Here is a 20,485-nt window from a genome sequence, read left to right as displayed (position 1 = left end):
CCGGAGTCGTCAGCGGAGATCGTCATCGGCACATTCTGACCCATGCGGATCTGCCGCGGACAAGGCGCGTCCCGCCTCCGGCCCCGTCACCGTGCGTGAGCGGTGCGCTGAGTCACCGCAGGTGATCGTTACGAGGCGCCGTTAGCCGGCTTCTAGAACGAAGAACAAGAAGCACAGGAACCTCATGCGGGTGGGCTCGATCTCGCGGAACTCCTCGGGGAACAGTTCGCGGGCTTCCGGCACGAACGGCGGTTCGCTGACGACGCTGATGCGAAAGCCCGCCGCGGTGAAGGCTTCGGTCATCGCGTGCAGCGGCCGGTCCCAGAATCTCATCTGGGTGGCCTGCCCACCCATGGTCCATTCTTCGGTCCGGCAGCGGGTCTCGAAGTACTTGGGCTTCTCCCCGGCCATGTGCTGAAAGAGAGCGATGGAGAAAGGATGGTCGACCGAGGCGAGGAGTCTGCCACCAGGCTTCAGCACGCGTCGGAGCTCGGCCAGTGTCGGTCCCCAGTCTTCCAGGTAGTGCAGCACCAGCGACGCGATGACGTCGTCGAAGGTGTCGTGGGGGAAGGGCAGTGGGCCGGCCAGGTCGGCGACCCGCAGGTCCGCGTCGGTGCCCAGCCGCTGCCGGGCCATCTCCAGCATCCCGGCGCTCGCGTCGACACCGGTGACGATGGCGCCTCGATCGCGCAGCTCGGCGAACAGAGGGCCTGAGCCGCAGCCGGCGTCGAGGATGCGCCGGCCGGTCACGTCCCCGGCGAGTCCCAGCATCGCGGGACGCTCGTAGTACGCGTTCAGGAGGCTGGTCTCGTTCTCGGCCGTGTACCCCTCGGCGAAGCTGTCGTAGTCGTTGAATCGGGACGGATGTGCAGTCTCAACGTGATCCTCGGGCATGGTAGGCATGCGGGCCATTGTGGCCCAGCAGTCTCGGCGGCACAGACATATGGCCCGTTCGCCGTGACTGAGCGCTTCGACCGGCCGGAATCGCCGCCTTGCCCTCACCAGCGAAGACGCAGCAGATCGAGCCAGCCGAAGTAGCCCGTCCCCGCCCATAGAACGCGCGGAGCTCGCCGACTCAAGCGCAATCCGCCGGCTGAAGCGCTCAGTCACCCCGAGCCGGGCTCCACCGGATATCAACGTGGTCGCTTGTCTGGAGCCACTGAACGTCGCCGCTGACGTGTCGGACGGAGCTTATCGGCGTATCGTTCCATCGAGGTCGGCGCCAGTGATCCAGTCGAGGATCGAGTGGTACCGGGGGCGCCAACCGAGCAGATCGCGGGCACGAATGGCGCGGACACGGCTGTTGGAGCCAAGGGCGTGCATGGCGAACTGGGGGTTCCAGACATTGTCAGCGGAGTCGGGGTTCCAGGGCCGTGGACCGGGCAGACCGAGGCGGCGAGCGATGGCCTTGGTGATCGCGGCGAAGGATTCCTCACCGTTCTCGACGAAGTAGAAGGTGCCGGGGGGCGACTTCTCCAGGGCAAGGAGATACAGGTCGGCGACGTCGTCGAGGTGCACGTTGGACCAGATGTTGCCTCCCGCGCCGACGTACTGGACCGACCCACTGGAACGCGCCTGCCGCACCAGCGCGGCGATCAGAACGCTGTCGCTCGGCAGCCCGCGTGCGTCTCCATAGATCAGGCTGTGACACAGGACCGCGGTACGCACTCCTTGTGCCGCGGCGGCCAGGACCAGCCGGTCGATGGCGAAGCGTGCTTGGCGTATGGGGTGTTCGGGCTGCCAGGTGGAGTCCGGGTTGAAGAGGTCTTCGTGAAAGATGGTCTCGGATGCTTCACCGCTGGTGCCGACGCCCACGATGCTGGAGCCGCTGGTGTGGATGAGCGGCTTGCCGGACCCGGCCAGCGCGGAGATGAGTGTTTCCGCTGCTCGGCGGTGGTCACTGTCGGCCGCGTTGATGACCGCGTCGGCACGGCCGGCGTGCTTGGTAAGTATTCCCGCGTCGTCCAGGCTGCCCACCACCGGCTGGATGCCCAGCCGAGCAAGGTCGCCTGCCTTGGCCGCGTTCCGGGTCAGGCCGGTGACGGTGTGACCCGCCCGAAGGAATCGGGTAGCGACGGTGCCACCGATGTAGCCGCTTGCTCCGGTGACGAAAACGTGCATCAGCGTCCTGCTTCCTCGTGCGATTGGAGCTGGTCGTTCAGCCGGAGCCAGCCTCGTTGCCCCTTGGCCGAGCCACAACTTCCGTTGCCGAGACGGCAAAACGGATCAGCTCGGGGTGCGAGCCTGTCTCCCGCACACCCGGGCCTCTGGGCCGGCGCCCAGCCCGTGCGGCACGGCATTGCGCTGCCTGGTCTCGACTACGGGCAGTGATGTCCCAGTCGGCCGTACGCGAGGAATGTCAGTTGGCGCCGTCACCACACCCGGCCAACCACCACTCTCGATTGGCCACCTATCGCTCCCAGTGGCCATCTATCGTTCACAGCCTGTCTGAACCTAGCGAAGATGACAGTGGAGCCTGCTCCTAACCTGGGCGCTGTCACTTCGATAGGTGTCGAAATATCGGCGCTCGCGTCATCGAAGTTGGCAGTACCCGGTCGAAGATCGCGTCCCCTTGAGAGGGCTATGACTCCGCGCGGAGGCTTCAGGGAGTCGGACGCCGTGCGCTTGAAGCCGGGAGAGAATCAGCTCTCGGAGCTCGCGTTCTTGGTCCATCCTGCGGAAGAGTCCGCATCGTACATCGCAAAGACCAACTGGCGATCTTGCGATGGTGGCGCCAGGGTGTAACCATTGCGCCGATCGCCAGGTTGCACACCCGCTGGCCTACTGAGTCGTCGCCGGTTTCGTCAGCGGGCGTTTCGCAGGCGCAGGAGATGCCCGGTGATGTGGTCACGGGCCGCGGTGACAGCGCGAACTGCGTGATCGTCGATGCCTTGTGGCGGGCGGGTGCCCTTGAAGAGCAGGGTGGCGTAGCCGTGCGTGGTGGACAGGTGCACGTAGACGAAATCGGCGGTGTCGGCCCAGGAGGTGTCGGCGGGCAGCACGTCCGCGGCCAGGCGCATGAGGGCGGCCGTGAGGTGGCGGCTCTGCTCCTGGACCGTCGGCCGGTGGGGCTCGGCGAAGTCATAGGAGTAGACGAGGTCGAGGCCGGCGCGGTGCTCCAGGACGAAGCGGGTGTAGGCGCCCGCGGTGGCAGCGAGCCGGTCCACGGGATCGGGCCCCGCCCGCTCGGCCGCCTCGACGAGAACCTCGGTGATGTCGCTGATGATGGCGGCTGCGCAGGCGGCGAGCAGTGCCTCCCGATCGGGGAAGTGACGGTACGGCGCGGCCGATGACACGCCGACGCGGGCGGCGACCTTCGCCACGGAGAAACCGGCGATGCCCGACTCGGCCAGGAGCGCGAGGCCCTCGCGGATGAGCTCGGCGGGCAGGTCGCCGTGGTGGTAGCCGCGTTTCGGCGGCGTGGGTCTGCTCACGGCGAACGATTCTCCCTCCCTTCCCAATGTTAGAGTACTCTTACTTAATGTTAGAGCACTCTTACATCTGCGGGAATGAGGACGCATCATGAAGCAACGGGCCCTCGGACGGCAGGGGCTGGCGGCGTCGGCGCTGGGATACGGCGCGATGGGCATCTCCCTGGCCTATGGGCCGTCGGATGAGAACGAGGGGATCGCGACGATCCGTCGGGCCCACGAGCTGGGCGTGACGTTCTTCGACACGGCCGAGCTGTACGGGCAGGGCGAGAACGAGCGGATCGTCGGCGCCGCGCTCGCACCGATACGCGACGAGGTCGTCATCGCGACCAAGTTCGGCTTCGACTTCACCGGCACCAGAGAGGGCGGTGTCGACAGCCGTCCCGAGCACATCCGCGAGGTCGTCGACAACAGCCTGCGTTACCTCGGCGTCGACGTCATCGACGTGCTCTACCAGCACCGCGTCGACCCCAACGTGCCGATCGAGGACGTAGCCGGGACGGTCAAGGAGTTCATCGACGCCGGTAAGGTCCGCTACTTCGGGCTGAGCGAGGCGGGGGCGAACACCATCCGTCGCGCGCACGCCGTACAGCCCGTCTCGGTCCTGCAAACCGAATACTCCCTGTTCGAGCGGGACGCCGAGATCCTCTTCCCCGTCCTGCGCGAGCTCGGGATCGGGTTCGTCGCCTACTCGCCGCTCGGCCGGGGTTTCCTCACCGGGCAGGCCAAGCCCGGCGCCGAGTACGACCCCACCGACATGCGCACCTGGGACGCCCGCTTCCAGCCCGGCAACTACGAGAAGAATCTGGAGGCCACCCAGCGGCTCGCCGACCTGGCCGCGACCAAGGACGCCACCGTCGCCCAGCTCGCCCTGGCCTGGCTCTTGACCCAGGGCGACGACATCGTCCCCATCCCCGGCACCCGCAGCATCCAGCGGCTGGAGGAGAACGTGGCCGCCGCCGATCTCACCCTCGACGACACCGACCTGAAGCGCATCGCCAAGATCCTCCCGACCGGTGGCTTCGGCGCCCGCTACCCCGAGGGCATGCTGCCCACTTGGGACTGACCTCGCTGACCGGGCACGGCCTTTTCTCCTATTCGGGTACGGCTCGGACACCAGCCGACAGATAGACGCGATGCCGGGGGCGGGTCCCGCAGGGCAGCGGATGCCGGGCGACGCGCAAGACCGGCGCGGCCAGGCACTGGGGCAGAAGGCCGCGGCATCAAGGGTTAGGGACGCCGCCCCGCCCAGGGCGACCCTTCGCACGGGGCCCGCCCGATACCTCCACAGCACCACCACACAACGGGCCGCGACAGCGTCAGTCCTGGGCTCCGGCGTCGATGCTGCCGACGGTCAGGTCGGTCAGCGCCGCGATGGCCTCGGCGACGGTGGCCCGCCCCCGGTTCAGCTCCGCGGCGATCGCCTCGGCCGCGCCCAGCGCGCCGACGCAGCGCAGCCGGAGGGCTTCGTGCGTGAGCCTGGAGTACGGCCGCAGGGCGGTGGCCATCAGGTCCGTGTAGCCGTCGAGCAGCTCGCGCTCGATCGCCTCCATCTCCTGGTTCCCCTTGAGCGCGGCCGAGATGGCGGTCCACTCCGGCATGTCGGTGGCGCAGGCGAAGTAGGCGGCGCTCAGGACGCGGGCGATCTCGCGGGGGACGGCCGGGGCGTCACGCAGGGCCTCCTCCGAGGCGGCCCGGTGCCGCTCGTCGAGCCGCCGGTAGAGCGCAATCAGCAGGCCGGGGCGGGTGCCAAAGTGGTCGTAGACGATCGGCCTGCTCACTCCGGCGGCCTCCGCCAGGCTGAGTAGCGTGAGGCTGTCGGTGCCGTGGGCGCGCACGATCGCCATGGCGGTGTCGAGCAGTTGCTCCCGCCTGGCCGGCTTGGACAGGCGAGTCGATCCCGTGGCCATCGTCCTCCCTTGCGTCGCCTTCCAGCATAAGCTACAAAATGTAAGTTACAGAATGTAGGTTAGCGAATGTAGGTTAGCGAGAGGACATCACCGTGGAGCAGGCCGTACTGATCATGGGCGGATCCGGCCAGGCGGGCGCGGGGACCGCAGCCCTCCTGCGCCGGTGGTACCCAGAGCTGCCGTTGACGATCGCGGGCCGCGATCTCGGCCGCGCCCGGCGGGTCGCCGACGAGCTCGGCGGCGCGACAGCCGTGACCATCGATCTGCGGCGAGGCGACCTCGGCCTCCAGTGGACCGACCGCTACTCGGCGGTCGTGGCAACGGTGTGGGACAGCCACCTGAACGGACTGCGTTACGCACAGGACCGCGGCCTGCCGTACGTCAGCATCTCCAGCGGCCTGGTCGACATCGGCCCCGAGGTTGTCGCCGCCGGCCTGCGAGCCGGCGCGGCGCCGATTCTGCTGGCCAGCCACTGGTACGCGGGGCTCGTCGTCCTCGCGGTGCTCGGCCTCGCCAGGGAGTTCGACAGGCTCGACACCATCGAGGTCGGCGGCGTGCTGGACGAACAGGACAGCGGCGGGCCCGCGGCCACGGCGGACATGGCACGCCTGCTGGCCGCCACCTCGGCGGGGCACGTCCGCCGCGACGGCGTCTTCGACTGGGTCAGCGGCCCTGACGCGCAGGTGGAGGTCACCAGTGTCGACGGCGCCGTGCTGCCCGGCCAGATCGTCCCCATCCTCGACGTGCCGAGCCTGGCCGTCGCGACGGGTGCGCCCAACGTCCGCTTCGCGTTCGCGATCGGTGAATCGGCGGGCAGGCGGCGCGGCGGGCCCGCGTCCACGGAGGTCAAGATCGACCTCGAAGGCGTGGACCGCGCGGGCGCACCACTCAGGACGAGCCGCTACCTCCTCCACCCGGAGGGGCAGCGCCCCCTGACGGCGCTCGGCGTCGCCCTCGGCGTCGAGCGACTGCTCGGCCTGCGCGGCGACCCCGTGCCGCCCGGCCTCCACACCCCCGAGGCGTTGATCGACCCCGGCTACGCGGCCGAGCGGATGGCGGAGATCGGCGCCGCCTTTACCGGCGCGCACGGCGATCACTGACTCCGCCGATCGAGAATCGGGGGCGGCGCACCCGTGAGATGACCTGGTTCATGATGGCTCTGTCGGCACGGGCCGCCCCGCCGGGCTCGCCCGGGCGTCTCGACACCGAGGACGGCGACCGCGGCCCGACCGCCCCGCCTAGCTCGCGGGCACGGACGTCACTTGACGCGCGTACATCCAGCCCTGACGCCTCGGCCATCGTCCACGGCGGACATCCGTTCCGCAGGGCCATCCGATCCACCCGCGACGCGAACGACTCGCCGTACGCCGGTGCCACCACCAACGCCAGCCGCCGGGGCCAGAGCGCCGCCATCTCCCGAGCCGAACCTCCTGCCGCACACGTCCCCACTGTCACTCCGATGGCCTACCGGCATGTCCGCTTCCAGATGGCGTGACGGACTGTCATCTTCAAGGCCGCCAGACAACAGCCTCAACTCCGCACAGTGCCCTTGACGAATCAAATGAACGACTTTTTAATTCGTTCATGGGGCGCATCGCCGGTGTCACCGCCGCGGAAACGCGGGAGCGGCTGCTGCGCGCGGCCGCCGACGCCTTCGCCGAGCGCGGATACGACGGCACCCGTGTCGCCGACATCGCGGCCGCCGCCGGGGTGAGCAACGGCGCGCTCTACGCGCACTTCGGTTCAAAGGCGGACCTGCTCGTGGCGGCCCTGCGCGCGCACGGCCGCAGCATGCTCGCCGACCTGCTGGCCGCCGACCCGAACCGGCCGGTCACGGAGCTGCTCCTCGTCATCGGCCGCCGGCTCCCCCGCAGGCCCGACGTCCGGGGCCGTCTCATCGTCGAGGCGCTCGTCGCGGCCCCCCGTGACCAGGAGGTCGCCCTGCCGATGCGCGACTACATCGGCGAACGCGCCGGCCAGATCTCCGGGCTCGTCCGCGGGGCCCAGGACGACGGTGAGCTCGATCCCGCGCTGTCGCCCGACGCGCTGGCGCACTTCTGCCTCCTGCTGGCGATGGGCAGCGTGCTGGTCACGCCGGACCTGCACGCGGTCGCCGACGAGGAGTGGGCCGAGCTGCTCGCCCGTGTCGTGACGGTCCTCGGTCCCGCGGGCATCACAGAGAAGAAGGAGTCGATCCCGTGAAAGTACAGATCAACCCCGAACGGTGCCAGGGGCACGGGCGCTGCTACGACCTGGCTCCGGGCCTGTTCGGCGAGGACGACGAGGGTTACGGGCAGGTTCTCGGCCATGGCATCGTTCCGCCGGGCGAGGAGGAGGCGGCGCGCCTGGCGGTGGCCAACTGTCCCGAAAGGGCGATCGACGCGCACGAGGAGACCTGACATGGCCGTTGACGAGCGCTTCACGCAGGACTACAGGGACGGGCAGGACGACGCGTTCGTCGGCACCCGCAGCGAGATCGTCACCGGTCCCGTCTCCGACTGGACGACCGACTTCTCCCACCTGGAGCCCGAGTGGGCCGCCGACCCGTACCCCATCCAGGACGAGCTGCGGCAGGGCTGCCCGATCGCGCGCACCGAGCGGTTCGGCGGCGGCTGGCTGCCGACGCGGTACGAGGACGTCGCCGCGATCGCCTACGACACCGAACACTTCTCCTCGCGCGCGATCATCATGAGCAACTACCGGCCGCCGCTCGACCTGGCGCCGGTCGGCGGCGTGCCCCCGATCTCCTCCGACCCGCCGTTCCACCGCGACGCGCGCAGGCTGCTGCTGCCGGCGTTCACCAAGAGCGCCGTCGCCAGGCGGGAGGCGGCCACGCGGGCCTACTGCCACACGCTCATCGACGCCTTAGAGGGCCGGCGCGACGTCGACGCGGCCCGCGAGTACGCGCAGCACATCCCGGTCCGCGTCATCGCCGACATGCTGGGCTTCCCTCCGGAGGACGGGCCCCGCTTCCGCGCGTTCATCGAGCACGCGCTCGAGGGCGTCAACCTGCCGCCCGAGGAGCGCATGGCGCATATGGGGGAGCTGTTCGACTACCTGCTGGAGCAGATCCGCGACCACCTCGACAACCCGCGCGACGACCTGACCACCTACCTCATCGAGGCGGAGCTGTACGGCCAGAAGCTGCAGCCGGCGCACGTGTCCGGCACGATGGCCCTGCTGCTCATCGCCGGCATCGACACGACGTGGAGCGCGATCGGCGCGTCCCTGTGGCATCTGGCGAAGACGCCGGCCGACCGGGAGCGCCTGGTGGCCGAGCCGGAGCTGCTGCCCACCGCGATGGAGGAGTTCCTGCGGGCGTACGCGCCGGTCACGATGGCGCGGCTGGTCAAGCAGGACATGCACTGGCGCGGCGTCGACATGAAGGCCGACGACTGGGTGCTGCTGTCGTTCCCAGCGGCCAACCGTGACCCGGCGCACGTCGAGCGGGCGGACGAGGTCGTCATCGACCGCGAGGTCAACCGGCATGTCGCGTTCGGCCTGGGCATCCACCGCTGCGTGGGCTCCCACCTGGCGCGCATGGAGCTGCGGGTCGCCCTGGAGGTGTGGCTGGAGCGGATCCCGGAGTTCTCCCTGGCCGACCCTGCGGCGGTGACCTGGGCGACGGGGCAGGTCCGCGGGCCGCGGACGCTGCCCCTGCGCGTCGGACGGGCGTGACGCCGGCCGCATGGGCGTCCCAGGGACCGCTCAGCCGGAGAAGAGCTGGGTGAGCTTGAGGAACAGCTGGTAGACGCCGTACGTGAACGGCACCCCCACCCACGCCCATGCCAGCACCATCAGCCCCGTCCGCCGGTTCGCCGTGTCCGCGCCGCCCGTCGTGGCCGTCGTGTCCGTCATACCGCCTGCCCCTTCTCCGTCACGTTCTCCTGCCGTGGCCGCTCGTGGTACCTGTCGTGCACCGGCCTGATCAGCTCGTTGGCGACGAAGCCGATCACGAGCAGGCCGATCATGATGTAGAGGGACGTGGTGTAGAGCGCGGGTCCCGACCGCCCCGCGGCCTCCTGCCCGTCGGCGATCGCGTTGATGATCAGCGGGCCGAGCACGCCCGCGGTGGACCAGGCGGTGAGCAGCCTGCCGTGGATCGCCCCGACCTCGTATGTGCCGAACAGGTCCTTCAGGTACGCCGGGACCGTCGCGAAGCCGCCGCCGTAGAAGGACAGGATGCCCAGCGCGCAGATGATGAACAGCGGCTTGGAGGTGTCGCCCGCCAGCGCGATCGCGAGATAGAGCAGCGCGCCCACGCCCAGGTAGACGCGGTACATGTTCTTGCGCCCGATCAGGTCGGAGGTGGACGACCAGCCGAAGCGCCCCGCCATGTTCGCCAGCGACAGCAGCGCGACGAAGCCCGCCGCCGCTCCCGCCGCGACGGGTGTGGAGGTGTCGGAGAAGAAGTCGGCGATCATCGGCGCGGCCTTCTCCAGGATGCCGATCCCGGCGGTGACGTTCAGGCACAACACCAGCCACAGCAGGTAGAACTGCGGGGTGCGGACGGCGTTGCGCGCCGAGACGTCGGCGGTGGTGACCAGCCGGCGCGTGGCCGCCTCGCGCGGTCGCCACCCCTTCGGCGTCCACCCGTCGGCGGGGACGCGCACCAGCAGCACGCCCATGGACATGAAGACGGCGTAGACGACGCCGTGCACGACGAACGTCGTGGCGATCCCGCCCGTGCCGGTGCCGAACGTGCCGAGCATCTGCGCCGACCACGGCGAGGCGATGAGCGCTCCCCCGCCGAACCCCATGATCGCGATGCCGGTGGCCATGCCCGGCCGGTCGGGGAACCACTTGATCAGCGTGGAGACCGGCGAGATGTAGCCGATCCCCAGCCCGATCCCTCCCACGCAACCGTAGCCGAGCACCACCAGCCAGTACTGTCCCGTGGCCACGCCCAGCGCGGACAGCAGGAACCCGGAGGAGAAGCAGGCCATCGAGACGAACATCGCCCAGCGTGGCCCGTTGCGCTCGACCAGCGTGCCGCCGAAGGCCGCCGACAGGCCGAGCATGACGATGCCCAGCTGGAACGGCAGGGCGCTCTGGGTGCCCGACAGGCCGAGGGAGGATTCGAGTGGCGGTTTGAACACGCTCCACGCGTACGCCTGCCCGATCGCCAGGTGCACGGAGAGGGCGGCGGGTGGCACCAGCCACCGGCTCCACGTGGGGGCCGCCACGGTACGGGAACGGCTCAGGAAACCTGTGGGACTCGCGAACCTCGTACTGATTGCCACGAAGATACGGGTAACACATACGGTATGCCGTATTTCGCATCCGGAGCGGGTTTACGGCGAGCGGTCAAATCTGGTCGGCGAACGGCGTGCGAAGCCCGGCACGCCCGCCCGCCACCTCGTACCGGTGGTGTTCCCGGCCGGGTGACGTTGTGGGAGGTGGTCAGCGTCCCGGTTCCGGCGACGGCGGCCGTCACGGCTCGTCACTGATCGTCGGACGCTCCCTGACCGGGGCGTCCCAAACCTTCGAAGAGCAGCAGGAGCAGGCGATCGCCGGGAACCTCGGCCCCCGACATCTGCTCGCGCGCCCATGAGGCGCCCGCGACCAGGGCCAGGAACTCCAGCGGCGCGACGTCGGCGCGCACCTCGCCCGCCTCCTGCGCGCGGGTCAGCAGCGCCGTCGCCGCGCCGCGCATCGTCTCGCAGGAGGCGTGCAGGGCCGAGGCCGGGTCGTGCAGCGTCGCCGTCACCGCCGCGGTGAGCCCACGGTAGACGGTGGTGGTCCGCACGAAGTCGAGCGTCCAGGTGACCAGCGCCTCGCGGGGCGACGGGTGGGCGGCGAGCTGCCGCGCGCCCGCGGCGAGGGTGTCGAATCGTTCGCGCAGCAGCTCCGCAAGCAGCGCCTCCCGCGTGGGGAAGTGCCGGTAGAGGGTGCCGACGCCGACCCCGGCGCGCGCGGCGACGTCCTCCAGCGAGGCGTCGGTGCCGTGGTCCAGGAAGGCGGTGCGCGCCTCGGCCAGCAGCCGGTCGCGGTTGCGCCGCGCGTCGGCCCGCATGGCGCGCCGGGTGGTGGTGTCGGCCACATCCGCCTCCTGGGGTGCACGAACCGGAGCCTCCTTCCGTATCGTAGTCTCCCAATAAGCGGAGGCTGGCTCCGCTAAGCTCGGACAGGAGTGCCGATGACCCCGACACAGGACCGCCTCGGCCGCTTCGGCGTGTGGATCGCGCCGATGACGCTGCTGCACACGCCGGTGGCCAGGCAACGGGAGCAGTTCGCGCGGATCGAGCGACTCGGGTACGGCTCGGTGTGGACGGGCGAGCCTCCCGCGGCCGCCCCCGTCGCCGGGCGTGACATCCTCACCCAGCTGGCCGTGGTGCTCGCCGCCACCGAACGACTGGTCGCGGGCGCCGGCGTCGCCAACATCAACATGCGCGACCCGCGGGCGACCCACAGCGGTGCGGCCACGCTCGCCGAGGCGTACCCCGACCGCGTGATCCTCGGCCTCGGCGGCCACGGCGGCGAGCGTCCGCTGGCCGGGCTGCGCGCCTACCTGGACGCCATGGACGAGGCCGCCACCCGCGTCCTGCCGGAAGCCCGCTACCCGCGCGTCCTGGCCGCCCTCGGCCCCAAGGCGCACCGGCTGGCCGCCGGACGGGCCGGCGGCGTCCACCCCTTCCTGCAACCCGTCGAGCACACCCGGGCCGCGCGCGACGCTCTCGGCCCCGGGCCCCTGGTGATCCCGCACCTGGCCCTCCTCCTCGACACCGACGAGGTCCGCGCCAGGGGACGGATCCGCGCCCTCTTCGGCGCCGGCGGCAGCGAGAACGCCTACACCGCCCACTACCGCAGGCTCGGGTACGGCGACGCCGATCTCGACGGCGGGTACAGCGACCGCCTCGTCGACGCCATCGTGGCCTGGGGGGACGACGAGGCCATCGCCGCCCGGGCGGAGCGGCACCTCGCCGCCGGCGCCGACCACGTCCTGCTCCACCCGCTGGCCGACGACCTGACGACCACGGTCGACCAGCTGGCGCGGCTCGCCCCCCGCCTGCTCCCCCGGGCCTGACCGCGGGCGGTCAGACGGGGCGGGCGGCGCGCCGGTCGGCTCGCTGGGCGAGCTCCTCGTCGTCCACCAGGGTGAGCATCGGCTTGCCGGGCTCGCACAACATCGTCACGAGGAACCGGAGCGGGATGTCGTCGCGGTTGTTGCCGTCCTGGTAGTGGATGACGTCCCCGCCGGGCTCCCAGAACGCCTCACCGGCGCGTACGACCCGCTCGGGCTCGCCTTCGAGCTCCAGCAGCATCTCGCCTTCCAGCACGTAGCCGAAGGCTGGTCCGTAGTGGCGGTGCGGCGGCGCGCCGGGATCTCCGGGCGGATATTCGACGACCAGGGTCATCTCGTGCGCTCCCTCGGGAATGTACGGCGGTTTTGCCTCCTGCACGATGGTGATCGCCGTCTGCCAGGCGTTCGATCGGTGTTCCCTCATGGTGGGTTCCTCCTTGACGGGATGGGCGGGCTACTCGCCGAGCCAGCCGTCGTAGGTGATCTCGCCGCGGATCGTGTCCTCGACGGGCACCAGCGTGTCCTGGTCGAGGTGGAGGCCGAAGTAACGGGCCTCCGGGTCGGTGACGACCTGGCGCGGGTCTTTCCAGGCGGTCAGGGCGTCGCGGAAGAAGTCGTCCATCAGCACCCGCTCGGGCCCGGCGACGTCGAGGCCGCCGTTCAGCGGGGTGCCCTCCGCGACCCTGCTGACCGCCGTGGCGACCTCCTCGCCGGCGATGGGCTGGAACCACACCGGCGCGATCCGTACGGTGCCGTCCTCGGTGGCGCCGTCGGCGATGCCGCGGGCGAACTCGAAGAACTGCGTGGCGCGCACGATCGAGAACGGGATCGAGGACTTCTCGATCAGTTCCTCCTGGGCGGCCTTGGCCCCGAAGTAGCCCTTGCCCCGCTGCCGCCGGGCGCCGACCACGGACAGCGCGACGTGGTGCCCGACTCCGGCCGCCTCCTCGGCGGCCAGCAGGTTGCGCGTGGAGGTCTCGAAGAACTCCCGTACGGCGGCGTCCTCGAACGACGGCGAGTTCGACACGTCGATCACCACCTGCGTACCGGCCAGCGTCTCCTCCAGCCCTTCCCCGGTGAGCGTGTCGACGCCGGTGTTCGGCGAGGCCGGCACCGCCTCGTGGCCACGTTCGCCGAGCTTGGCCACGACTTTCGACCCGATCATGCCGGTCCCGCCGATGACCACGATCCTCATGACGTTCCTCCCCGTCCGCCGGGAGCACCGTTCGCCCCCGCTCGCGAGCTAGGACAGGGCGGCGCACCCGCCTGTGACGCCCGCGCGGAAGATTTTGCGTTCCGCTGACCGGCGGTGCCCAGGCGCACAGAGGCGACACCAGATCCCCGCTAAGGGGTCATACGGGTGCAGGTCACATCAAGCCTCCCCTTACAGTGAGGAACGCATGCAGTGAGCTGAGGAGTACGCGTTGCACGAGAAGCTGTCGTCGATCTACGACAACGTCCTTCGCCGCAACCCCGGTGAGACGGAGTTCCACCAGGCTGTGCGCGAGGTGCTCGAGAGCATCGGCCCGGTTCTCGGGAAGCACCCCGAATACGCCGAGTCGAAGATCATAGAGCGTATCTGCGAGCCCGAACGGCAGATCATCTTCCGGGTGCCGTGGGCCGACGACCGTGGCGAGGTGCAGATCAACCGCGGCTTCCGGGTGGAGTTCAACGGCGCTCTGGGGCCGTACAAAGGTGGGCTGCGTTTCCACCCGTCGGTCTACCTCGGGATCGTCAAGTTCCTGGGGTTCGAGCAGATCTTCAAGAACAGCCTGACGGGCCTGCCGATCGGCGGCGGCAAGGGCGGCTCCGACTTCGATCCGAAGGGCCGTTCCGACCGCGAGGTCATGCGCTTCTGCCAGAGCTTCATGACGGAGCTCTACCGGCACATCGGCGAGTACACCGACGTGCCCGCCGGTGACATCGGCGTCGGCGGGCGGGAGATCGGCTACCTGTTCGGCCAGTACAAGCGCATCACCAACCGCTACGAGTCGGGCGTCATCACCGGCAAGGGCCTGGCGTACGGCGGCGCGCAGGTCCGCACGGAGGCCACCGGCTACGGGTGCGCGTTCTTCGTCGACGAGATGCTGAAAGCGCGCGGCACGTCGTTCGACGGCCGGCGCGTCGTGGTGTCCGGCTCCGGCAACGTGGCGGTCTACACCATCGAGAAGATCGAGCAGCTCGGCGGCCGGGTCGTCGCGTGCTCCGACTCCTCCGGCTACGTCCTCGACGAGAAGGGCATCGACCTGGACCTGCTCAAGCAGATCAAGCAGGTCGAGCGCGGCCGCCTGAACGTGTACGCCGAGCGCCGCGGCCACAACGCCACCTTCGTGGCGGGCCGCAGCGTGTGGGAGGTGCCGTGCGAGGTGGCGATGCCGTCCGCCACGCAGAACGAGATCACCGGCCGCGACGCCGCCGTCATGGTCGGCAACGGCTGCATCGCCGTCGGCGAGGGCGCGAACATGCCCACCACGCCGGAGGGCATCAAGGTGTTCCTGGATGCGGGCGTGGCGTTCGGGCCGGGCAAGGCCGCCAACGCGGGCGGCGTGGCGACCAGCGCGCTGGAGATGCAGCAGAACGCCAGCCGCGACTCGTGGACGTTCGAGTTCTCCGAGCACCGGCTTGAGGAGATCATGCGCGACATCCACGACCGCTGCCTGCGGACCGCCGACGAGTACGGCATGCCGGGCGACTACGTGGCCGGGGCCAACATCGACGGGTTCCGGCGGGTCGCCGACGCGATGCTGGCTCTCGGCCTGATCTGAGCCCGCCCCCCTTCGAACGCCGCCTTCGAGCCGGAAGGCCCGCCCGGCGGGGCGTGGATCAGGCGAAGAGCCGGTGCGGGTGCATGCCGTCCACCAGCCCCAGCTCGGGCGGGTGGATGCTGTACCCCAGCATGCGGCGGGTCCTGGCGCTCAGCTGCCTGGCCACGTCCCTGCCCGGGGACAGGAGGAACGCCTCCCTCGTGCGCAGCCAGGGCTCGCAGTAGTGCGTGGTGACGGTCATGTGCGACTGCCCCCGCTGCGGGGGCCGGGCGTGCCACAGCGTGCCGAGGAGCAGGGTGCAGGAGCCCGGCGGGGGCGCCAGCAGCACGCCCGCCGTGGCGGGATGGCGGCCCGCCCAGCGGTGGCTGCCCGGCCACACCGTGAGCGTGGTGCCCGGGTCGAGGGTCCAGAGCGCGGCGACGGACAGCGCGGGGCGCGGGCGGGGCACCGGGTAGTGCCGGTCGTCGTAGGCCGGCGGCCGGGCGGGCGCTCCGGGGCCCACCTCGACGACCTCCAGCTGCGAGAGCAGGAAGTTGGGCAGCAGCAGCCGGTCGACGAGCGCGAGCACGCCGGGGTGGTCGATGAGGGGGTCGGTGGCGCGGGTGTTGTGCAGCACGCCGTACACGCGGTGGGTGTGGCGCGAACGGAACGGGTCGCGGCCGGCGGGCCTGAGCAGCGGGGCCAGCTCCTCGCGGATGCGGCGGCAGCCGGCCGGGGTCAGCAGGTCGCGCAGGACCAGGTGGCCGTCGCGGTGCAGCGCGGACATCGCCCCCGTCCCGGTCATGACGCCTCCGCGCGTGCGGCGCCGAGCGCGGCGGTGGTGAACTCCCAGATCTCCTGGAGCACGGCGGCCCGGCCGGGGCGCGGGTCCTGGTCGAGCACGACCGCGAGGATCGAGCGCATGCCGCCGACGACGGCGGCCGACATGAGGCCGGGGTCGCGGCCCGGGGTGACGCACCCTTCGGCCTGACCGGCGGCGACGTGCTCGGCGCCGAGGGCGATGACCTGCCGGGCGCAGCGGGCCTCCATGGCGGCGACCTGGGCGTCGCCGACCATGCGGCCGAGCACGACGGGCGCGAGCGGCTCGTCGTACACCCAGTCGACCCACACGGTGAGCTGGGCCCGCCAGCGGTCGAGCCAGGTGGTGCCGTCGAAGTGGCCGAGCACGGTCTCGGTCACGAGGCGCTCGTAGAAGTCGGCGAGCAGGGCGCTCATCAGCCCGCTGCGGGTGCCGAAGTAGCGGTAGGGCAGGCCGACGCTGAGCCCGGCGCGGCGGGCGACGGCCGCGACCTCGACGTCACCGGTCTCGATGAGCTCGGCCGCGGCGGCCTCGAGGATGCGGCGGCGGGTGGTGGCGGCGCGTTCGGTCAGGGGCTCCACACCCCCAAGTTAGTTGAGTTCAACTCAATTAACCAGCCCTCACTGGACGGCGCCGGGCCGACGTGCCAATGTCGAGGACGGGAGGTGCCCATGAGATGGCCCCGTAACTCGCCGCGGCTTGGTCTGGGAGGACTTCGGCCGTCCCCGTCAAGCTGGGTCCGGGATGACCGTCGCGCGCGAAGGGCAACAGAGCTGGCTCGGGGAACCCGGCGGGCCGTCCCGGTCGTTGCCCGTAAGAGTTCGGCATCGCATCCGCCGCAGGTGTGAAGGTGATGCGAGCTCTGCACGCGAACGGTCTGATACGCACGGTCCCTGGCCCGCGGGACGGGTGAACCCCCCGTTACATTGGAGCTGTGTTCGACGACCAGCACGGCCTGGCGATGAGCGGGGCGAGCGCCGCCGCGGCGCGGCACTACGACCGGGCCGTCCACGAGCTGCTGCACTTCCGGGCAGAGGTCGCCGCGGAGACGAGGGCGGCGCTGGCCGACTCCCCCGCCTTCCCGATGGGCAACGTCCTGTCGGCCTACCTGGGGCTGCTCACCACCGAGGCCGGCGACGCGCGCGAGGCCCGGGCGCGGTTCGGGGCGTTCCGCCGCGCGGGCGACGAGGCGTCGCTGCTCCCCCGCGAGCGCGCGCACGTGGCCGCCGTGCAGGCGCTGCTCGACGGCGACTTCCTGCGGTGCGGCACGCTGCTGGCCTGGATCACCGTGGAGCACCCGCGCGACGCCCTGGCGCTGGTGGCAGGCCACCAGATCGACTTCTTCACCGGCGACGCACGCTCGCTGCGCGACCGCGTCGGCGGCGCGCTGAACGCCTGGCGCCCGGACGACCGGCACTTCGGGCACGTCCTGGGCATGTACGCCTTCGGCCTCGAAGAGGCGGGCCACTACGACCGGTCGGAGGAGGTGGGGTTGCGCGCGGTCGAGCTCAACCCGCGCGACGTGTGGGGCATCCACGCGGTGGCGCACACGTACGAGATGCAGGGCCGCTTCGGCCACGGCCTGCGCTACCTCGACGCGCGGCTGCCCGACTGGTCCACCGGCACGTTCTTCAACGTCCACACCTGGTGGCACTACTGCCTGTACGCGCTGGAGTCCGGCGACGTGGCGCGGGTGCTGGAGATCTACGACGCGGTGCTGGCGGACGGGCAGTCGTGCATGGAGCTGCTCGACGCCGCCGCCCTGCTCTGGCGCCTCCACCTGGAGGGCTCGGAGCAGCACGAACGCTGGCGCGCGCTGGCCGCCGCCTGGCCGCCGCGGGTGGCGGAGCCGTTCTACGCGTTCAACGACATGCACGCGGTCATGGCGTACGTCGGCGCCGGTCGCATCGGCGACGCCGAGCGGCTGATCGCGGAGCGGGAGGCGTACGTGCGGGAGCCGCGTCCCGGCGTCACCAACCACACCATGACGCTGCAGGTCGGGTTGCCGGTGTGCCGGGCCATCGTGGCGTTCGGGCGCGGCGACCACGCCTCGGTGGTGGAGCTGCTCTATCCCATCAGGCATCGGGTCAACGAGTTCGGGGGCAGCCACGCGCAGCGGGACGCCGTGCAGAAGACGCTGCTGGAGGCGGCCCTGCGGGCGGGGCTTCGTGACGTCGCGCGGGCGCTGGTGAGCGAGCGGATCAACGTGCGGCCGTGCAGCCCGTACAACTGGCTCAAGCAGGCGGCGCTCGCCGACCACCTCGGCGGCCGCGCCGCCGCCGCGGCCGCCCGGCTCCGCGCCGGCGACCTCGCCAGGACCGGCGGCCGCACGTGACGGCGTGCTGATCCTCCAGGTACGCGAGCACCGCGCACACCGGCCCTGAGCGCCGGCCCCGAGCGCCTCCGGGCCGGCGCCGAGCTCGCGGCGGGCCGCAACTGTCGGAACCGGCCGCTAGTGTTCCGGTCATGGACCCGCAACTCACCCTGATGGTCGTGCACGCCCACCCCGACGACGAGTGCCTGAGCACTGGCGGCATCCTTGCCCGCTACGCCGACGAAGGCATCCGCACCGTCCTGGTCACCTGCACCAACGGCGAGCAGGGCGACGCCGAGGGTGGCGTCAAGCCGGGCGAGGCCGGGCACGACGACGCCGCGGTCGCCGAGCGGCGGCTCGCCGAGCTGCGCGAGTCGGTCACCCACCTGGGCGTCGACCACCTGGAGCTGCTCGGCTACCGCGACTCGGGCATGGACGGATGGGAGGGCAACGCCCACGCCGGCGCGTTCGCCAACGTGCCGGTCGAGGTGGCGGCCGCCAGGCTGGGCGCGCTGATGGAGCGCTACCGGCCGCAGGTCGTGGTCACCTACGACGAGACCGGCGGCGGCGGTTACGGCCATCCCGACCACGTCCAGGCGCACCGCGTCACGGTCGCGGCCGTCGAGGCGACCGGCATCCCCGAGAAGTTCTACTACACGGCCATGCCCCGCGCCGAGATGAAAAAGATGTTCGAGCTGCTGCGCGAGCACGGCGTCGAGCTCGGCTTCGAGCCGTCCGGCGACTTCGGCACCCCGGACGAGCGGGTCACCACCCTCGTCGACGTCGGCCCCTACACCGAGCGCAAGCTCAAGGCGCTCAAGGCGCACGAGAGCCAGGGGCAGAGCATCTTCGTGCTGGACATGCCTGAGCACATCCAGCAGCAGGCGTTCTCCCGCGAGGCCTTCGAGCGCAAGTTGTGCAAGGTCGACGCCCCCGCCCGCGAGGAAGACCTTTTCGCCGGCCTGCGCCCCACGTGATCCATCCGCCGTGCGTCGCGTCCCCCGCTGGCCGGAGCCAGCCAGAGGCGGTCGGATCATGCCGGAGCGGGCGCCCCATGGTCCTGCCGGGTCGGTCGCTTCGGGGTCATCGCGGGGCGGGGGTGGTGAGCTGGTGGGACCAGGGTGGGTTGGCGCCTGCCACTGAGCACGTCAGGGCCGCCACCCGGGTGGCGAAGCCGGCCGCCGCCACCGCCGTCGCGAGGTCCAGATCGTCGAGACGCCCGCCCAGGTGGCCCTGGGCGTCCAAGGCGTGCAGCAGCCCGGCGGTGAAGGCGTCGCCAGCGCCGACCGTGTCCACCACGTCCACCTCCGGTGCCCGCACGCCCGCCCGCTCGCCGTCCACCGACACCATGGCGCCCGCCGCACCCCTGGTGACGACGATCAGGCGGGCGCCGGCGGCGTGCCAGGTGTCGCAGGCACGCTCCATCGACGTGCCGGGCAGCAGGAAGTCCAGGTCGTCGTCGCTGAGCTTGAGGATGTCGGTCCACTCGCACCAGCGGGTGACCTGATAGTCGTCTCTGGTGGCGAAGCTGGGACGCACGTTCGGGTCGATCGAGATCGTCGCATGCTCGGCGGCGGAGCTCGCGAACTCCTCGACCGCCTCCCGTCCCGGCTTTCCGACCAGTGCCATCGAGCCCGTGTGCAGGCACCTGAAGGGGCCCACGCGCCGCGCGTCCAGCTCGTGCGGCCGCCACTGCCAGTCCGCCGCGCCGTCGGAGTAGAACGTGAAGGCCGCCCGTCCGTGCGGGTCGAGAGCGGCGACGGAGAGCGTGCTCGGCTCCTCGGCTTCGACGCACGCCGACAGGTCCACGCCGGAGGCGGTGAAGCGGTCGCGGAACATCTCGCCGAACACGTCACGCGAAAGGCGGCCCAGGAAGCGGGTGGGAGTGCCGAGCCTGGCCAGCGCCACCGCCGTGTTCGCCGGCCCCCCGCCCGGCAGCACCCGCAGCGCCAGCCCTTCGGTCTTCTCGCCCGGCCGCACCTCACCACCGACCGGCCGACCGCCTTCGCCCGGCGGCTCACCGCCGGGTCGCGATGCGCCGCCGACCGGGGTGGGCGGGTCGCCGGCGGGCGGTGCAGGGTCGGCGGGCGTGGTGGGGGCGGGCCCGCTGGGCGCGGCCGGGTGGCGCGTGGTGAAGCTGTCGGCGACGCACTCGCCCAGGACGGCGATCATCGGACCTGCCTCTCTGGCATGTTGCCGATTCGTTACGGCAGCAGGGCATTGACGTTTCCAGGATCGGAGT

Annotated in this window: 22 protein-coding genes; 10 read left to right on the top strand and 12 right to left on the bottom strand. The window is 71.0% G+C overall.

The genetic code is table 11. The features are described from left to right. Positions 1-141: 141 nt before the first annotated feature. The 3 genes from ABGA98_RS16395 to ABGA98_RS16385 form a co-directional block, all read right to left on the bottom strand. Positions 142-903, bottom strand: a complete 762-nt coding sequence (locus tag ABGA98_RS16395) for a class I SAM-dependent methyltransferase (RefSeq protein WP_347619153.1) — start codon at positions 901-903, stop codon at positions 142-144. A 288-nt stretch (positions 904-1,191) separates the two neighbouring features. Next, the gene (locus ABGA98_RS16390; RefSeq protein ID WP_347619152.1) at positions 1,192-2,121 is read right to left on the bottom strand and encodes an NAD-dependent epimerase/dehydratase family protein; all 930 of its coding nucleotides are present in this window, start codon (positions 2,119-2,121) and stop codon (positions 1,192-1,194) included. A 683-nt stretch (positions 2,122-2,804) separates the two neighbouring features. Next, positions 2,805-3,434, bottom strand: a complete 630-nt coding sequence (locus tag ABGA98_RS16385; RefSeq protein ID WP_347619151.1) for a TetR/AcrR family transcriptional regulator — start codon at positions 3,432-3,434, stop codon at positions 2,805-2,807. A gap of 88 nt (positions 3,435-3,522) precedes the next feature. Between ABGA98_RS16385 and ABGA98_RS16380 the strand changes: the two genes are divergently transcribed. Further along, on the top strand, positions 3,523-4,497 hold the full coding sequence (locus ABGA98_RS16380; protein ID WP_347619150.1) for an aldo/keto reductase: 975 nt from the start codon (positions 3,523-3,525) through the stop codon (positions 4,495-4,497). 253 nt (positions 4,498-4,750) lie between these two features. Here the strand turns inward: ABGA98_RS16380 and ABGA98_RS16375 are convergent, their stop codons facing one another. After that, positions 4,751-5,341: a TetR/AcrR family transcriptional regulator gene (locus ABGA98_RS16375; protein ID WP_347619149.1), complete on the bottom strand. Its 591-nt coding sequence runs from the start codon at positions 5,339-5,341 to the stop codon at positions 4,751-4,753. Between the two features lie 92 nt (positions 5,342-5,433). On the opposite strand from ABGA98_RS16375, the gene ABGA98_RS16370 reads away from it, so the two are divergent. The 5 genes from ABGA98_RS16370 (at position 5,434) to ABGA98_RS16350 (ending at position 9,019) form a co-directional block, all read left to right on the top strand. Continuing rightward, positions 5,434-6,441: a hypothetical protein gene (locus ABGA98_RS16370; protein WP_347619148.1), complete on the top strand. Its 1,008-nt coding sequence runs from the start codon at positions 5,434-5,436 to the stop codon at positions 6,439-6,441. Between the two features lie 50 nt (positions 6,442-6,491). Beyond that, positions 6,492-6,836 (top strand): hypothetical protein, encoded by a 345-nt coding sequence (locus tag ABGA98_RS16365; protein ID WP_347619147.1) that lies wholly within the window; start codon positions 6,492-6,494, stop codon positions 6,834-6,836. Positions 6,837-6,925: 89 nt separating this feature from the next. Further along, complete coding sequence (locus tag ABGA98_RS16360) at positions 6,926-7,543, top strand: TetR/AcrR family transcriptional regulator (RefSeq protein WP_347619146.1); 618 nt, start codon at positions 6,926-6,928, stop codon at positions 7,541-7,543. Further along, positions 7,540-7,740 (top strand): ferredoxin, encoded by a 201-nt coding sequence (locus ABGA98_RS16355; protein WP_347619145.1) that lies wholly within the window; start codon positions 7,540-7,542, stop codon positions 7,738-7,740. The genes ABGA98_RS16360 and ABGA98_RS16355 overlap by 4 nt, the downstream gene beginning before the upstream one ends. A gap of 1 nt (position 7,741) precedes the next feature. After that, positions 7,742-9,019 carry a cytochrome P450 gene (locus ABGA98_RS16350; protein WP_347619144.1) on the top strand — a complete coding sequence of 426 codons (1,278 nt, stop codon included), beginning with the start codon at positions 7,742-7,744 and terminating at the stop codon, positions 9,017-9,019. Positions 9,020-9,049: 30 nt separating this feature from the next. Here ABGA98_RS16350 and ABGA98_RS16345 read toward each other — a convergent pair whose 3' ends face one another. The 3 genes from ABGA98_RS16345 to ABGA98_RS16335 form a co-directional block, all read right to left on the bottom strand. After that, positions 9,050-9,199: a hypothetical protein gene (locus ABGA98_RS16345; RefSeq protein ID WP_347619143.1), complete on the bottom strand. Its 150-nt coding sequence runs from the start codon at positions 9,197-9,199 to the stop codon at positions 9,050-9,052. After that, on the bottom strand, positions 9,196-10,584 hold the full coding sequence (locus ABGA98_RS16340; protein ID WP_347619142.1) for an OFA family MFS transporter: 1,389 nt from the start codon (positions 10,582-10,584) through the stop codon (positions 9,196-9,198). The genes ABGA98_RS16345 and ABGA98_RS16340 overlap by 4 nt, the downstream gene beginning before the upstream one ends. A 200-nt stretch (positions 10,585-10,784) precedes the next feature. Further along, the gene (locus ABGA98_RS16335) at positions 10,785-11,384 is read right to left on the bottom strand and encodes a TetR family transcriptional regulator (RefSeq protein WP_347619141.1); all 600 of its coding nucleotides are present in this window, start codon (positions 11,382-11,384) and stop codon (positions 10,785-10,787) included. 96 nt (positions 11,385-11,480) lie between these two features. Here ABGA98_RS16335 and ABGA98_RS16330 point away from each other — a divergent pair, with 96 nt between their 5' ends. Next, positions 11,481-12,368, top strand: coding sequence for a TIGR03620 family F420-dependent LLM class oxidoreductase (locus ABGA98_RS16330; protein ID WP_347619140.1), 888 nt, complete (start codon positions 11,481-11,483; stop codon positions 12,366-12,368). A 10-nt stretch (positions 12,369-12,378) separates the two neighbouring features. Here ABGA98_RS16330 and ABGA98_RS16325 read toward each other — a convergent pair whose 3' ends face one another. Further along, on the bottom strand, positions 12,379-12,789 hold the full coding sequence (locus tag ABGA98_RS16325) for a cupin domain-containing protein (protein ID WP_347619139.1): 411 nt from the start codon (positions 12,787-12,789) through the stop codon (positions 12,379-12,381). A gap of 30 nt (positions 12,790-12,819) precedes the next feature. After that, positions 12,820-13,560, bottom strand: coding sequence for an SDR family oxidoreductase (locus ABGA98_RS16320; RefSeq protein WP_347619138.1), 741 nt, complete (start codon positions 13,558-13,560; stop codon positions 12,820-12,822). A 229-nt stretch (positions 13,561-13,789) separates the two neighbouring features. Between ABGA98_RS16320 and gdhA the strand changes: the two genes are divergently transcribed. Continuing rightward, positions 13,790-15,130 carry an NADP-specific glutamate dehydrogenase gene (gene gdhA, locus ABGA98_RS16315; protein ID WP_347619137.1) on the top strand — a complete coding sequence of 447 codons (1,341 nt, stop codon included), beginning with the start codon at positions 13,790-13,792 and terminating at the stop codon, positions 15,128-15,130. A gap of 58 nt (positions 15,131-15,188) precedes the next feature. Here gdhA and ABGA98_RS16310 read toward each other — a convergent pair whose 3' ends face one another. After that, positions 15,189-15,914, bottom strand: coding sequence for a phytanoyl-CoA dioxygenase family protein (locus tag ABGA98_RS16310; RefSeq protein WP_347619136.1), 726 nt, complete (start codon positions 15,912-15,914; stop codon positions 15,189-15,191). After that, positions 15,911-16,510 carry a TetR/AcrR family transcriptional regulator gene (locus ABGA98_RS16305; protein WP_347619135.1) on the bottom strand — a complete coding sequence of 200 codons (600 nt, stop codon included), beginning with the start codon at positions 16,508-16,510 and terminating at the stop codon, positions 15,911-15,913. Before ABGA98_RS16305 ends, ABGA98_RS16310 begins: the two co-directional genes overlap by 4 nt. 353 nt (positions 16,511-16,863) lie before the next feature. On the opposite strand from ABGA98_RS16305, the gene ABGA98_RS16300 reads away from it, so the two are divergent. Both ABGA98_RS16300 and ABGA98_RS16295 read left to right on the top strand, forming a co-directional pair. Next, positions 16,864-18,264: a tetratricopeptide repeat protein gene (locus ABGA98_RS16300; protein ID WP_347619134.1), complete on the top strand. Its 1,401-nt coding sequence runs from the start codon at positions 16,864-16,866 to the stop codon at positions 18,262-18,264. A gap of 131 nt (positions 18,265-18,395) precedes the next feature. Then, positions 18,396-19,220, top strand: a complete 825-nt coding sequence (locus ABGA98_RS16295) for a PIG-L family deacetylase (protein ID WP_347619133.1) — start codon at positions 18,396-18,398, stop codon at positions 19,218-19,220. 106 nt (positions 19,221-19,326) lie between these two features. Here ABGA98_RS16295 and ABGA98_RS16290 read toward each other — a convergent pair whose 3' ends face one another. Next, entirely contained in the window at positions 19,327-20,415 is a 1,089-nt protein-coding gene (locus ABGA98_RS16290) for a carbohydrate kinase (protein WP_347619132.1), read from the bottom strand. Positions 20,416-20,485 lie beyond the last annotated feature (70 nt).

Origin of the sequence: Nonomuraea sp. B1E8 (assembly GCF_039871515.1) — a bacterium.
Classification (GTDB): Bacteria; Actinomycetota; Actinomycetes; order Streptosporangiales; family Streptosporangiaceae; genus Nonomuraea.
Note: the sequence above shows the minus strand (reverse complement) of the source record. Positions and strands in the feature narration are given on the sequence as shown.

Excerpts from the sequence above, each read along its gene's own strand:
- ABGA98_RS16320 (WP_347619138.1), bottom strand. The coding sequence starts at position 13,560 with ATGAGGATCGTGGTCATCGGCGGGACCGGCATGATCGGGTCGAAAGTC.
- ABGA98_RS16395 (WP_347619153.1), bottom strand. The coding sequence starts at position 903 with ATGCCTACCATGCCCGAGGATCACGTTGAGACTGCACATCCGTCCCGA.
- ABGA98_RS16295 (WP_347619133.1), top strand. The coding sequence starts at position 18,396 with ATGGACCCGCAACTCACCCTGATGGTCGTGCACGCCCACCCCGACGAC.
- ABGA98_RS16380 (WP_347619150.1), top strand. The coding sequence starts at position 3,523 with ATGAAGCAACGGGCCCTCGGACGGCAGGGGCTGGCGGCGTCGGCGCTG.
- ABGA98_RS16310 (WP_347619136.1), bottom strand. The coding sequence starts at position 15,914 with ATGACCGGGACGGGGGCGATGTCCGCGCTGCACCGCGACGGCCACCTG.
- ABGA98_RS16390 (WP_347619152.1), bottom strand. The coding sequence starts at position 2,121 with ATGCACGTTTTCGTCACCGGAGCAAGCGGCTACATCGGTGGCACCGTC.
- ABGA98_RS16360 (WP_347619146.1), top strand. The coding sequence starts at position 6,926 with ATGGGGCGCATCGCCGGTGTCACCGCCGCGGAAACGCGGGAGCGGCTG.
- ABGA98_RS16375 (WP_347619149.1), bottom strand. The coding sequence starts at position 5,341 with ATGGCCACGGGATCGACTCGCCTGTCCAAGCCGGCCAGGCGGGAGCAA.
- ABGA98_RS16350 (WP_347619144.1), top strand. The coding sequence starts at position 7,742 with ATGGCCGTTGACGAGCGCTTCACGCAGGACTACAGGGACGGGCAGGAC.
- ABGA98_RS16345 (WP_347619143.1), bottom strand. The coding sequence starts at position 9,199 with ATGACGGACACGACGGCCACGACGGGCGGCGCGGACACGGCGAACCGG.
- ABGA98_RS16330 (WP_347619140.1), top strand. The coding sequence starts at position 11,481 with ATGACCCCGACACAGGACCGCCTCGGCCGCTTCGGCGTGTGGATCGCG.
- ABGA98_RS16365 (WP_347619147.1), top strand. The coding sequence starts at position 6,492 with ATGATGGCTCTGTCGGCACGGGCCGCCCCGCCGGGCTCGCCCGGGCGT.
- ABGA98_RS16290 (WP_347619132.1), bottom strand. The coding sequence starts at position 20,415 with ATGATCGCCGTCCTGGGCGAGTGCGTCGCCGACAGCTTCACCACGCGC.
- ABGA98_RS16325 (WP_347619139.1), bottom strand. The coding sequence starts at position 12,789 with ATGAGGGAACACCGATCGAACGCCTGGCAGACGGCGATCACCATCGTG.